Source organism: Burkholderia sp. AU16741 (assembly GCF_002223345.1).
Taxonomy (GTDB): domain Bacteria; phylum Pseudomonadota; class Gammaproteobacteria; order Burkholderiales; family Burkholderiaceae; genus Burkholderia; species Burkholderia sola.
Genome location: NZ_NKEZ01000008.1, coordinates 1,264,507 through 1,277,881, shown reverse-complemented (window position 1 = coordinate 1,277,881; position 13,375 = coordinate 1,264,507). Strand labels below are relative to the sequence as shown.

Below are 13,375 nucleotides of genomic sequence, written 5' to 3'. Positions count from 1 at the left end.
CGAGGCGTCCGGGCGAAGCCACCCGCTGCCGGGCGGCGGAGGTATGCGTTTCACAAAACAGACGAGCCCCGCGAAGGGGCTCGTCAGGACTGCGTGACTTCATCGCGCGATGCGCGGCGCCCGCCGGGGGCGCATCGGCTTACTGGCCGAAGAAGATCGAGTCGCGTGCGTTCGACGAAGCGGCTGCCGGTGCGCCCGAGTGGACGAGCGGAGCCGGTTGTGCGCCGTAGCCGCTGGTGTCGGCGCCATGAACGCGCGCTTCGGCGCTCTGGATGTCGTTCGGGTAGTACGGGCTCGACACGCCCGGCTTGTAGCCGGCTTGTTCGAGCTGGACGAGTTCGTTGCGCACTTGAGCGCGCGTCACGGTGCTTTGAGCGAATGCGCCGAACGAAGCGGACAGGGCGGCAGCGGCAACGACTGCGGAAACGAGCGATTTCATGGTGACCTCCGGTGTTTTATTGAGTTCGCTCTCGACACCATGTCTTGAGCGATTGACCCAATCTTAGTCACCGGCGTGCTGAGGGTAAACGCTGATTTTGACGATAAATTGTTTCCTGGCCGGTAACAGTGCGGCGGCGAATCAGCCTTCAACAGGCTTTCTTTCGATCGGCGTAATAAGGATGAGGAATGTTGGATCGGCGCAGTGCGCGACTCAGCGCGCTTCGGCCGCCGTATCGAATGGCCGGCCCGGCGCGCGTCCGGCGGACGCGCCGGCGCTGAGGAAGCGCACGCCCGTCGCGGCTTCCGACGCTTCCCACAGCAGCGCCGCCGCCGCCACGCCGCGGGCCGCGCGCGGCACGCTCGCCGGTGCCGGCAGCCCGCGCGATTCGAACCAGCCGGACGGACCGATGTACGCGCCGCCGGCCAGATCGGGCGACGTCGCCGCATGAATCGCGGGCAGCGCGCCCTGGTCGGCCGGTTGCGCGAGATAACGGTTCGCGACGCGCATCAGCGCGGCGCGGCCGGGCGACCGGTCCATCGCCGGGCCCGCGAACTGCAGGTTGGTCGCCGCATAGCCGGGATGCGCGGCGACGCTGATGCCGGGGAACGCCGCGCGCGTGAAGCGGCGCTGCAACTCGATCGCGAACATGAGGTTCGCGAGCTTGCTGTCGCAATAGGCGAGATAACGGTTGTAGCGTTGCGCGGCGCGCAGGTCGTCCACGCGAATCCGGCCACCGCGGTTGAAGCCACTCGACATCGTGACGACGCGCGGCCGGTGCGCGGCGCGCAGCGCCGGCAGCAGATGGCCGGTCAGCGCGAAATGGCCGAGGTGGTTGGTGCCGAACTGCATCTCGAAGCCGTCGCGCGTGTGCCGCAGCGGCAGGAACATCACGCCGGCGTTGTTGCAGAGGATGTCGACGCGGCCGTGGCGTTCGCCGACGTCGGCCGCGAAGCGTGCGATCGACGCGAGATCGGCGAGGTCGAGCGGATCGACTTCGACGCGTGCATGAGGATGAAGCCGGCGGATCGCGTCGGCAGCCTGCGCGCCGCGGGAGGCGTCGCGGCAGCCCATCACGACCGTCGCGCCTTTCGCGGCCAGCGTTTCCGCGAGATGCCAGCCCAGGCCGCTGTTGGCGCCGGTCACGACCGCGACCTTGCCGCCCTGCGCCGGGACGTGGCGCGCGCTCCATGCATGCATGTCTGCCTCCATCGGCGCGGCCGGTCGGCCGCGGCATTTAATCGTTACATTGAGTGGTGTAACGATAGTGCGGGCGGACGGAGCAGACAAGCGGGAGAATTAGACCGGCGCTTCTAGGGCTGACGGATAGCGTGGCGCCGCAAGCCCGGGCGCACGGCCGGCGGTTTTATCTGCTGCCGGCCAGCGCGAGCACCTCGGCGGCGGAGATCATGGCGGCGGCGTTGGCGGGGGCCGGGCGCTCGGCCGGGCGGAACACTTCGTCGCCGCGGTGGATGACCTGGCGCGACAGCGCGCAGGTGCCGGTGCGCTGCGCGAAGCGGCGGCGCCAGCGCTGCTCCCCGTAATGACAGCGGCCCGGTTCGACCCAGCGGACGACGAGCAGCGTATCGGAACGTTCGAGGATTTCGACGTGGACGTCGGCGGGATCGAGCGCAGGCAGGGATTGGGAGGCCTTCATTTTGCCGTTTCCTAAAGCTCGTGCGGTTTCGGCCGTGGCAGTGGATGTCACTACCCGATGGCGAATCCGTAGCGGTTTCCATGAGTGGTGCGCTAAATGTAAGCGTCTGTGACCGGAAAAAACATCCTGTCCGGCTCGAATTACCTTTTGCCGATTTAGAAACAATCCGCGCTTATTTTCTTGGAAAACCAAAGACAAAAAGCCCCGGACAAGAAGCCCGGGGCGGAAAATCGGCCCGCGCACCGTGTCTGCTCGCCCAGTCACGGGATACATCGCCAGGGGGACGGAGGTGCCCGCAGAGATCCGGCGCGGGCGGGGAGGCGATGTACCGGAAGCGCGGTCCGGCAACGCCATGATGGCGTGCGCGACCCGTTGGCACCCTGACGCGAACATGACTTTTTTGTCAGTTTGGCGCGGCCGTCGTGTCGGACGTTGCTGAAGAATCGGCTGAAAGGCCCGCCGGTATTGGGTTTGAGCGGATCGCGGCGCAGCACTTCAACGCCGCTCGCGCGCTGCATTCGCGTGCGCCGCACGGATTGACCCGCCCTGGGTAAATACTGAATCCCAATTTCGTGACAAACGCCCGATCCCTTCCTATGATTGGTTGGACCTTTAGTCCTTTGTGCCAATCGGCCGACTGGCGGCCGGCTTTTCGGGAGACGTGCTCATGAGATTGCAGGGCAAACGCGCGCTGGTGACGGCGGCCGGGCAGGGCATCGGCCGTGCGACCGCGCTGCGGTTCGCGAGCGAGGGCGCCGACGTGCTGGCGACCGACATCAACGAAGCCGCGCTGGTGCGGCTCGAAGCCGACGCCGAGCGCGCGGGCGGCCGGCTGGCCACGCGGCGGCTCGACGTCACGGACGCGAACGACATCGCCGCGCTGGCCGCGAGCGAACGCGCGTTCGACGTGCTGTTCAACTGCGCGGGCTACGTGCATCACGGCTCGATCCTCGAGTGCGACGAAGACGCGTGGGCGTTCTCGCTGAACCTGAACGTCACGTCGATGTACCGGCTGATCCGCGCGCTGCTGCCCGCGATGCTCGAAGCCGGCGGCGCGTCGATCGTCAACATGGCGTCGGCCGCGTCGAGCGTGAAGGGCGTGCCGAACCGCTTCGTGTACGGCACCACCAAGGCGGCCGTGATCGGGCTGACCAAGGCGGTGGCCGCCGATTTCGTCGAGCGGGGTATCCGCTGCAACGCGATCTGCCCGGGCACGATCGAATCGCCGTCGCTGGAGCAGCGGATCGCCGACCAGGCGCGCACGCGCCACGTGTCCGCCGACGAGGTGCGCCAGGCGTTCGTCGCGCGCCAGCCGATCGGCCGCATCGGCAGCGCGGACGAAGTGGCCGCGCTCGCGCTGTACCTGGCGTCCGACGAAGCATCGTTCACCACCGGCACGATTCACCTGATCGACGGCGGCTGGTCGAACTGACCGCGCCTTCCCATTCACTTCCCTTCTGCATTCAGACAACGCTATGAAACTGCTGAGATTTGGCGACAAACACCATGAAAAGCCGGGCCTGCTCGATGCGCACGGCCAGATTCGCGACCTGTCCGGCGTGATCGACGACATCGCCGGCGACGCGCTGACCCCCGCGTCGCTCGCGCGGCTGCGCGACATCCCGCCGTCGTCGCTGCCGCTCGTCGAAGGCACGCCGCGGCTCGGCGCGTGCGTCGGGCGCGTCGGCAAATTCATTTGCATCGGGCTCAACTATTCGGATCACGCGGCCGAATCGGGGATGGAGGTGCCGAAGGAGCCCGTCGTGTTCGGCAAGTGGACGAGCGCGATCTCGGGCCCGAACGACGACGTCGAGATCCCGCGCGGCTCGGAAAAGACCGACTGGGAAGTCGAACTCGGCGTGGTGATCGGCCAGGGCGGCCGCTATATCGACGAAGCCGATGCGCTGTCGCACGTCGCCGGCTACTGCGTGGTGAACGACGTGTCGGAGCGCGAATACCAGCTCGAGCGCGGCGGCACGTGGGACAAGGGCAAGGGCAACGACACGTTCGGCCCGATCGGCCCGTGGCTCGTGACGGCCGACGAAGTGCCCGATCCGCACGCGCTGCGGCTGTGGCTGGAAGTGGACGGCCACCGCTACCAGAACGGCACGACCGCGACGATGGTGTTCCGCGTGCCGCACCTGATCAGCTACCTGAGCCGCTTCATGAGCCTGCAACCGGGCGACGTGATCTCGACCGGCACGCCGCCGGGCGTCGGCCTCGGGCAGAAGCCGCCCGTCTACCTGCGCGCCGGACAGGTGATCACGCTCGGCATCGACGGGCTCGGCGAGCAGCGCCAGCGCACCGTGCAGGCCTGATTCCCTTCAACGGACGGTTCGTCATGCCTATCATTCGATCGATGCGCGTCCTCGACGTGCGCTTTCCGACCTCGCGCCAGCTCGACGGCTCCGATGCGATGAATCCGGACCCCGATTATTCGGCGGCCTACGTCATCCTCGAAACCGATCGCGACGGGCTCGAAGGTCACGGGCTCACGTTCACCATCGGGCGCGGCAACGAAATCTGCTGCGCGGCGATCGACGCGATGCGCCACCTCGTCGTCGGCCTCGACCTCGACTGGATCCGCGAGGACATGGGCCGCTTCTGGCGGCACGTCACGTCGGACAGCCAGTTGCGCTGGATCGGCCCCGACAAGGGTGCGATCCACCTGGCGACGGGCGCCGTCGTCAATGCGGTGTGGGACCTGTGGGCGAAGGCCGTCGGCAAGCCGCTGTGGCGGCTCGTCGCCGACATGAGCCCGGAGGAACTGGTGCGGGCAATCGACTTCCGTTACCTGACCGATTGCCTGAGCCAGGACGAAGCGCTCGACCTGCTGCGCCGGCAGGCGCCCGGCAAGGCCGCGCGGATCGCCGCGCTGGAGCGCGACGGCTACCCGTGCTACACGACGTCGGCCGGCTGGCTCGGCTACAGCGACGACAAGCTGCGCCGGCTGTGCCGCGAGGCGGTCGAAGAAGGTTTCGAGTACGTGAAGCTGAAAGTCGGCGCGAACCTCGACGACGACATCCGCCGCGTGACGATCGCGCGCGAGGCGATCGGCCCCGACCGCAAGCTGATGATCGACGCGAACCAGGTATGGGAAGTCGGCGAGGCGATCGACTGGGTGCGCGCGCTCGCGTTCGCGCGGCCGTGGTTCATCGAGGAGCCGACGAGCCCCGACGACGTCGAAGGGCATCGCAAGATCCGCGAGGCGATCGCGCCGGTGCAGGTCGCGACCGGCGAGATGTGCCAGAACCGCGTGCTGTTCAAGCAGTTCATCGCGCGCGGCGCGATCGACGTCGTGCAGATCGACGCGTGCCGGCTCGGCGGCGTGAACGAGATTCTCGCGGTGATGCTGATGGCCGCGAAGTACGGGCTGCCGGTGTGCCCGCATGCGGGCGGCGTCGGGCTGTGCGAATACGTGCAGCACCTGTCGATGATCGACTACGTGTGCATCTCCGGTACGAAGGAGGGGCGCGTGACCGAGTACGTCGATCACCTGCACGAGCATTTCGTCGAACCGTGCGTGGTGCGTGGCGCCGCGTACATGCCGCCGACGGCGCCCGGTTTCTCGATCGAGATGAAGCCCGAATCGCTGGAGCAGTACCGGTTCCGCGGCTGACGCACGGCAACGCACGACGGCGTACCACGCGCGTCGTGCGCACCGCGCGCGGCGACAACATGAACGACGGAGACGCGAAGTGGATTTGAATCTGCAAGACAAGGTCGTGATCGTGACCGGCGGCGCGTCGGGCATCGGCGCCGCGATCTCGATGCGGCTGGCCGGCGAAGGCGCGATTCCGGTGGTGTTCGCGCGCCACGCGCCCGACGACGCGTTCTGGCGCGCACTCGCGCAGCAACAGCCGCGCGCCGCGTGCATCACTGTCGAACTGCAGGACGACGCGCAGTGCCGCGATGCGGTCGCGCAGACCCTCGCGCGCTTTGGGCGCATCGACGGCCTCGTCAACAACGCGGGCATCAACGACGGCATCGGGCTCGACGCCGGGCGCGACGCGTTCGTCGCGTCGCTCGAGCGCAACCTGATCCACTACTACGTGATGGCGCATTACTGCGTGTCGCACCTGAAGGCGACGCGCGGCGCGATCGTCAACGTCTCGTCGAAGACAGCCGTCACCGGCCAGGGCAATACGAGCGGCTATTGCGCGTCGAAGGGCGCGCAGCTCGCGCTGACGCGCGAATGGGCGGTCGCGTTGCGTAACGACGGCGTGCGCGTGAACGCGGTGATTCCCGCCGAGGTGATGACGCCGCTCTATCAGCACTGGATCGCCGGCTTCGACGATCCGCAAGCGAAGATCGATGAAATCGCCGGCAAGGTGCCGCTTGGCCAACGCTTCACGACGGCCGACGAGATCGCCGACACGGCCGTGTTCCTGCTGTCGGATCGCGCGTCGCACACGACGGGCCAGTGGTTGTTCGTCGACGGCGGCTATACGCATCTCGATCGTGCGATCAGCTGAGGGCGGCGAGCCATGCAACCCGACCTGAACCCGAACACCGGCGCCGCGCCCGCGCTGATCGCGCTGACCGGCATCGGCAAGCGCTTTCCGGGCGTGCAGGCGCTCGACGATTGCCGCTTCGACCTGCGCAGCGGCGAAGTGCATGCGCTGATGGGCGAGAACGGCGCCGGCAAGTCGACGCTGATGAAGATTCTCGCGGGCGTCTACCAGCGCGACGGCGGCGAGATCCGGATGGACGGCCGCCCGGTGGAGATCGCCGATCCGCGTGCCGCGCAGGCGCTCGGCATCGGCATCATCCATCAGGAGCTGAACCTGATGAACCACCTGAGCGTCGCGCAGAACATCTTCATCGGCCGCGAGCCGCGCGGCCGCCTCGGCGTGTTCGTCGACGAAGACAAGTTGAACCGCGATGCGGCCGCGATCTTCCAGCGGATGCGGCTCGATCTCGATCCGCGCACGCCGGTCGGCCGGCTGACGGTCGCGAAGCAGCAGATGGTGGAGATCGCGAAGGCGCTGTCGTTCGATTCGCGCGTGCTGATCATGGACGAGCCGACCGCCGCGCTGAACAACGCGGAGATCGCCGAGCTGTTCCGCATCATCGGCGACCTGCGCGCGAACGGCGTCGGCATCGTCTACATCTCGCACAAGATGGACGAGTTGCGCCAGATCGCCGATCGCGTGACCGTGATGCGCGACGGCAAGTACGTCGCGACCGTGCCGATGGCGGATACGTCGATGGACACGATCATCTCGATGATGGTCGGCCGCCAGCTCGATACCGAAACTCGCACGCCGCCCGATACGTCCGCGAACGAGATTGCGCTCGAAGTGCGCGGCCTGTCGCGCGGCCGCGCGATCCGCGACGTCGGCTTCACGTTGCGGCGTGGCGAGATCCTCGGCTTCGCCGGGCTGATGGGCGCGGGCCGCACCGAGGTCGCGCGCGCGGTGTTCGGTGCGGACCCGGTCGATGCGGGCGAGATCCGCGTGAACGGCCGGGCCGTGACGATCCGCACGCCGGCGGATGCGGTGAAATTTGGCATCGGCTACCTGTCCGAGGATCGCAAGCACTTCGGGCTCGCGGTCGGGATGGACGTGCAGAACAACATCGCGCTGTCGAGCATGCGGCGCTTCGTGCGCCGCGGTCTGTTCCTCGACGCACGCGGAATGCGCGACGCCGCGCAGTCGTACGTGCGGCAACTCGCGATCCGCACGCCGTCGGTCGCGCAGCCCGCGCGGCTCTTGTCCGGCGGGAACCAGCAGAAGATCGTGATCGCGAAATGGCTACTGCGCGACTGCGACATCCTGTTCTTCGACGAGCCGACGCGCGGCATCGACGTCGGCGCGAAAAGCGAGATCTACAAGCTGCTCGATGCGCTCGCCGCCGACGGCAAGGCGATCGTGATGATCTCGTCGGAGCTGCCCGAGGTGCTGCGCATGAGTCACCGGATTCTCGTGATGTGCGAAGGCCGCGTGACCGGCGAATTGCGCGCGGCCGACGCCACGCAGGAAAAGATCATGCAGCTCGCGACGCAGCGCGAGTCGACCGTGTTGTCCTGATTGTCCCGATTCAGACGCCTAACGATCATGTCCAACGATACGCATCCCGTTCCGCCCCTTGCCACCGGCGACGCGCCGGCCGCCGCATCGAGCCTGAAGGCGCGCTTGTTCAACCCGGCCGCGCGGCAGAAGCTGCTCGCGTTCGCGAGCCTCGTGCTGCTGATCGTATTCTTCAGCTTCGCGTCGTCGAACTTCCTCGACGTCGACAACCTCGTGTCGATCCTGCAGGCGACCGCCGTGAACGGCGTGCTGGCCGTCGCCTGCACGTACGTGATCATCACGTCCGGCATCGACCTGTCGGTCGGCACGCTGATGACGTTCTGCGCGGTGATGGCCGGCGTCGTGCTGACGAAGTGGGGGATGCCGCTGCCGCTGGGCATCCTCGCCGCGCTGGTGTTCGGCGCGCTGTCCGGCTGCGTGTCGGGCTTCGTGATCGCGAAGATGAAGGTGCCGCCGTTCATCGCGACGCTCGGCATGATGATGCTGCTCAAGGGGCTGTCGCTCGTGATCTCGGGCACGCGGCCGATCTACTTCAACGACACGCCGGGCTTCACGTCGATCGCGCAGGATTCGCTGATCGGCAACCTGATTCCCGCGCTGCCGATTCCGAACGCGGTGCTGATCCTGTTCCTCGTCGCGATCGGCGCGTCGATCGTGCTGAACCGCACGATCTTCGGCCGCTACACGTTCGCGCTCGGCAGCAACGAGGAGGCGCTCAGGCTGTCCGGCGTGAACGTCGATGCGTGGAAGATCGCGGTCTACACGTTCAGCGGCGCGGTGTGCGGGATCGCCGGGCTGCTGATCGCGTCGCGGCTGAACTCCGCGCAGCCGGCGCTCGGCCAAGGCTACGAGCTCGATGCGATCGCGGCCGTCGTGATCGGCGGCACGTCGCTGTCGGGCGGCGCGGGCAGCATCGTCGGCACCATCATCGGCGCGTTCATCATGAGCGTGCTGACCAACGGCCTGCGCATCATGTCGGTCGCGCAGGAGTGGCAGACGGTCGTGACGGGCGTGATCATCATCCTCGCCGTCTACGTGGACATCCTGCGCCGGCGTCGCCGCTGACACATGCAGGCATGCGCTTCACCGCCGGTTTCGGCCGGCATTTCATTCGATACGAAAAAAGGAGACGCGAAGTGATCAGGAGCAAGGTGTTGAACGCGATCGTCGGGCTGACGTTCGCCGTCGGCGTCACGGCCGGCGTGCACGCGCAGGAAACCTACATCCCGCTGATCTCGAAGGGGTTCCAGCATCAGTTCTGGCAGGCCGTGAAAGCGGGCGCGATGCAGGCCGCGAAGGACTACAAGGTGAAGGTGACGTTCGAAGGGCCGGAAACCGAGGCGATGGTCGACAAGCAGATCGACATGCTGTCGGCCGCGATCGCGAAGAAGCCGGCCGCGCTCGGCTTCGCGGCGCTCGACAGCAAGGCCGCGCTGCCGCTGCTGAAGAAGGCGCAGGCCGAGAAGATCCCGGTGATCGCATTCGACTCGGGCGTGGACAGCGACATTCCGGTGACGACGGCCGCCACCAACAACAAGGCGGCCGCCGCGCTCGCCGCCGACAAGCTCGCCGCGCTGATCGGCGACGAAGGGCAGGTGGCGGTGGTCGCGCACGACCAGACGAGCCGCACCGGCATCGACCGCCGCGACGGCTTCCTCGAGCGGATGAAGTCCGCGCACCCGAAGGTGCAGGTCGTGACCGTGCAGTACGGCGAAGGCGACCAGTTGAAGTCGACCGAAGTGACGAAGTCGATCCTGCAGGCGTATCCGAAGCTCAAGGGCCTGTTCGGCACCAACGAAGGTTCGGCGATCGGCGTGGTCAACGGCGTGCGCGAGATGAAGCGCAAGGTCGTGATCGTCGGCTACGATTCCGGCAAGCAGCAGAAGGACGCGATCCGCAGCGGGCTGATGGCCGGCGCGATCACGCAGAACCCGATCGGCATCGGCTACAAGACGGTCGAGGCGGCCGTGAAGGCGATCAAGGGCGAGAAGCTGCCGAAGGTCATCGATACCGGTTTCTACTGGTACGACAAGACCAATATCGACGATCCGAAGATCGCCGCGGTGTTGTACGACTGAACGTGGCGTGCCGGCGGCGATTGCGGCGATGCGCGCCGCAGCCGTCGCCGTCGAGGTGATCGAACACGAGGGCATCATGGGCGCAGTGCGTATCGATTCGCATCAGCACTTCTGGCGTTATCGCGCGGCCGACTATCCGTGGATCGGCCCCGGGATGGGCGTGCTCGCGCGCGACTACCTGCCCGATGCGCTGTGGCCGCCGATGCATGCGCAGGCGCTCGGCGCATCGATCGCGGTGCAGGCGCGCGCCGGGCGCGACGAGACGGCGTTCCTGCTCGACCTGGCGCGCGACGACGCCCGCATTGCCGCGGTGGTCGGCTGGGAGTATCTCGGTGCGCCGGCGCTGGCCGATCGCGTCGCCGAGTGGCGCAGCCCGAAGCTTCGCGGTTTTCGTCACCAGCTGCAGGACGAAGCCGACGTCGGCGCGTTCGTCGCAGATCCCGCTTTCAATCGCGGCGTCGCGTGGCTGCAGGCGAACGGCTATGTGTACGACGTGCTCGTGTTCGAGCGCCAGTTGCCGGACGTACGCGCGTTCTGCGCGCGGCACGACGCGCACTGGCTCGTGCTCGACCACGTCGGCAAGCCCGCGCTCGCCGAGTTCGACCACGACGAAGCGGCGCTCGCGCGCTGGCGCGCGTCGCTGCGTGAACTCGGCGCGCTGCCGCACGTCGCGTGCAAGTTGTCGGGGCTCGTGACCGAAGCCGACTGGCGGCGCGGCCTGCGCGCGCAGGACATCCGGCATATCGAGCAGTGCCTCGACGCGGCGCTCGACGCGTTCGGCCCGCAGCGGCTGATGTTCGGGTCGGACTGGCCGGTTTGCCTGCTCGCGGCGTCGTATGACGAAGTCGCGTCGCTCGTCGAACGCTGGGCCGAATCACGGCTGTCGGCGGCCGAACGCGCCGCGTTGTGGGGCGGCACGGCCGCGCGGTGCTACGCGGTGCCGGGCGATATGAAGCGCGGCATATAAAATAGGCGCGAACGGTCGATGCGATGCATCGGACCGTCCGGAACGAAACCGATTACCAGCGTCAACGTATGTCCATCCAGCCGATTCAGAACCGCCGCCTCTACCAGCAGATCGCCGACAAGCTCAGTGCGATGATCGAGTCCGGCGATTTCCCGCCGGGCAGCTATCTGCCGCCCGAGCGCGAACTCGCCGAACGGTTCGGCGTGTCGCGCACGTCGGTGCGCGAGGCGCTGATCGCGCTCGAAGTGAACGGGCTCGTCAGCGTGCGCGTCGGCGATGGCGTGAAGGTGCGCCGTCCCGAAACGGCCGCCGCGCCCGAACCTGCGCGGACACCCGGCGCGCCGGTGGCGCCGTTCTCGATCGTCGAGATCGATCCGGAGCTCGGCATCGCGCTCGACCTCGACACCGAAATCCCGCCGTTCGCACTGCTGCAGGCACGCCGGCTGATCGAGCCGGAAGCCGCGTCGCTGGCCGCGAAGCATGGCTCGGACGCGCAGATCGAAGGCATCCACGAAGCATTCCTGCGCAACCAGGACGACAACCGCAGCGGCTCGCTCACGCACCCGGGCGACCGGCTGTTCCATATCCGCATCGCGGAGGCGAGCGACAACGCCGCGTATGCGCTGATGATCAAGCAGTTGCTCGCGCACAAGTACGACCTGATGTTCCAGCGGCTGCAGTCGCTGTACATGCCGAACGACATGCCGCACCGGTCGGAGCGCGAGCATCGCGCGATCCTCGATGCGATCCGCGCGCGCGACCCCGACGCCGCGCGCCGTGCAATGGCCGAGCATCTCGACGAAGTGATCCGCATTTTCGGCCGCGCGCTCGATTGAGCGCGCGAGTCGACTTTCCGCATGTTCGCCAGCGGCGGACGCGATGCGGCCCTCCCGGTTGCCGGCGCGGCCTCCGTATCGCGCGAGGCCACCGGCCGTCGGGACCGAACGAACGCTGCGATGCGAGCGACGCGCGCCGGGCCGCCGGCATGCCGCTTGTGCGCCGAATGGAGTGTGACGAATGCGCGTGAACGATTGCCACAATTTCCACGACTTCCGCGAGCTGGCGCGACGACGGTTGCCGGGGCCGATCTTCAATTACATCGACGGTGCGGCCGACGATGAAACCACCTATCGACGCAACACGAGCGCGTTCGAAAGTTGCGATCTGGTGCCGAACGTATTGCGCGGCGTGCGCGACGTCGATCTGTCGGTGACGGTCATGGGGCAAAAGCTCGGCATGCCGGTTTACTGCTCGCCGACCGCGCTGCAACGCCTGTTTCATCACGACGGCGAGCGAGCCGTCGCCGCCGCGGCCGCGAAATTCGACACGATGTTCGGCGTGTCGTCGCTCGGCACCGTGAGCCTCGAGGAAGCTCGTGCGATCAGCTCGGGCCCGCAGGTGTACCAGTTCTACTTCCACAAGGACCGTGGCCTGAACCGCGAGATGATGAACCGCTCGCGGGAGGCCGGCGTGAACGTGATGATGCTGACGGTGGACAGCATCACCGGCGGCAATCGCGAGCGCGACAAACGCACCGGCTTCTCGATTCCGTTCCGGCTGACGCTCGCGGGCATGACCGAGTTCGCGTTGAAGCCGGCCTGGGCGGTCAACTACCTGACCCACGAGCGATTCCGTTTGCCGCAACTCGACCGGCATGTCGACATGGGCGGCGGCGCGATGTCGATCAGCCGTTACTTCACGGACATGCTGGATCCGTCGATGTCATGGGACGACGTGGCCGCGATGGTGCGCGAGTGGAACGGGCAGTTTTGCCTGAAAGGCGTGATGTCGGTCGACGACGCGCGCCGGGCGGCGGATATCGGTTGCACCGGCATCGTGTTGTCGAACCACGGCGGACGGCAACTCGACGGTTCGCGCGCCGCGTTCGACCAGCTTGCCGAGGTGGTCGACGCGGTGGGCGACCGGATCGACGTGATGATGGACGGCGGCGTGCAACGCGGCTCGCACGTGCTGAAAGCGCTGGCGCTCGGTGCGAAGGCGGTCGGCCTGGGGCGCTATTACCTGTTTCCGCTCGCCGCCGCCGGGCAGCCCGGCGTCGAGCGCGCGCTGCAACTGATGCGCACGGAAATCGAACGGGACATGCGGCTGATGGGCTGCGCGTCCGTTTCGCAGCTCGGGCGAGATCAACTTCGCTTTCGCTGACGGCGGGCGCGACGCCGGTCGTGCCTTCGGGCCGGCCGG

Annotated in this window: 13 protein-coding genes; 10 read left to right on the top strand and 3 right to left on the bottom strand. The window is 67.4% G+C overall.

Going from position 1 to position 13,375, the window contains the following annotated elements; translation table 11 throughout:
• Positions 1-139: 139 nt before the first annotated feature.
• From CFB89_RS26165 to CFB89_RS26155, 3 genes are all read right to left on the bottom strand, one after another.
• On the bottom strand, positions 140-439 hold the full coding sequence (locus CFB89_RS26165; protein WP_050012329.1) for a DUF4148 domain-containing protein: 300 nt from the start codon (positions 437-439) through the stop codon (positions 140-142).
• 213 nt (positions 440-652) lie between these two features.
• Entirely contained in the window at positions 653-1,639 is a 987-nt protein-coding gene (locus tag CFB89_RS26160) for an oxidoreductase (RefSeq protein WP_089470636.1), read from the bottom strand.
• Positions 1,640-1,805: 166 nt separating this feature from the next.
• Positions 1,806-2,096, bottom strand: a complete 291-nt coding sequence (locus CFB89_RS26155) for a DUF3331 domain-containing protein (RefSeq protein WP_011547132.1) — start codon at positions 2,094-2,096, stop codon at positions 1,806-1,808.
• A 667-nt stretch (positions 2,097-2,763) separates the two neighbouring features.
• On the opposite strand from CFB89_RS26155, the gene CFB89_RS26150 reads away from it, so the two are divergent.
• The 10 genes from CFB89_RS26150 (at position 2,764) to CFB89_RS26105 (ending at position 13,336) form a co-directional block, all read left to right on the top strand.
• On the top strand, positions 2,764-3,528 hold the full coding sequence (locus CFB89_RS26150; protein WP_089470378.1) for an SDR family oxidoreductase: 765 nt from the start codon (positions 2,764-2,766) through the stop codon (positions 3,526-3,528).
• 43 nt (positions 3,529-3,571) lie between these two features.
• Positions 3,572-4,414 (top strand): ureidoglycolate lyase, encoded by an 843-nt coding sequence (locus tag CFB89_RS26145; protein ID WP_089470377.1) that lies wholly within the window; start codon positions 3,572-3,574, stop codon positions 4,412-4,414.
• 23 nt (positions 4,415-4,437) lie between these two features.
• Positions 4,438-5,715, top strand: coding sequence for an L-fuconate dehydratase (locus CFB89_RS26140; protein ID WP_089470376.1), 1,278 nt, complete (start codon positions 4,438-4,440; stop codon positions 5,713-5,715).
• 79 nt (positions 5,716-5,794) lie between these two features.
• Positions 5,795-6,571, top strand: coding sequence for an SDR family oxidoreductase (locus CFB89_RS26135; protein ID WP_089470375.1), 777 nt, complete (start codon positions 5,795-5,797; stop codon positions 6,569-6,571).
• Positions 6,572-6,583: 12 nt separating this feature from the next.
• Complete coding sequence (locus CFB89_RS26130) at positions 6,584-8,128, top strand: sugar ABC transporter ATP-binding protein (RefSeq protein WP_089470374.1); 1,545 nt, start codon at positions 6,584-6,586, stop codon at positions 8,126-8,128.
• A gap of 27 nt (positions 8,129-8,155) precedes the next feature.
• A complete protein-coding gene (locus tag CFB89_RS26125) occupies positions 8,156-9,193 on the top strand; it encodes an ABC transporter permease (protein WP_089470373.1) in 1,038 nt (345 codons plus the stop codon).
• 71 nt (positions 9,194-9,264) lie between these two features.
• Complete coding sequence (locus CFB89_RS26120; RefSeq protein ID WP_089470635.1) at positions 9,265-10,206, top strand: ABC transporter substrate-binding protein; 942 nt, start codon at positions 9,265-9,267, stop codon at positions 10,204-10,206.
• 76 nt (positions 10,207-10,282) lie between these two features.
• The gene (locus CFB89_RS26115) at positions 10,283-11,173 is read left to right on the top strand and encodes an amidohydrolase (protein WP_089470634.1); all 891 of its coding nucleotides are present in this window, start codon (positions 10,283-10,285) and stop codon (positions 11,171-11,173) included.
• A gap of 68 nt (positions 11,174-11,241) precedes the next feature.
• The gene (locus CFB89_RS26110; RefSeq protein ID WP_089470633.1) at positions 11,242-12,009 is read left to right on the top strand and encodes a FadR/GntR family transcriptional regulator; all 768 of its coding nucleotides are present in this window, start codon (positions 11,242-11,244) and stop codon (positions 12,007-12,009) included.
• Positions 12,010-12,190: 181 nt separating this feature from the next.
• On the top strand, positions 12,191-13,336 hold the full coding sequence (locus tag CFB89_RS26105) for an alpha-hydroxy acid oxidase (RefSeq protein WP_089470372.1): 1,146 nt from the start codon (positions 12,191-12,193) through the stop codon (positions 13,334-13,336).
• Positions 13,337-13,375: the final 39 nt, after the last annotated feature.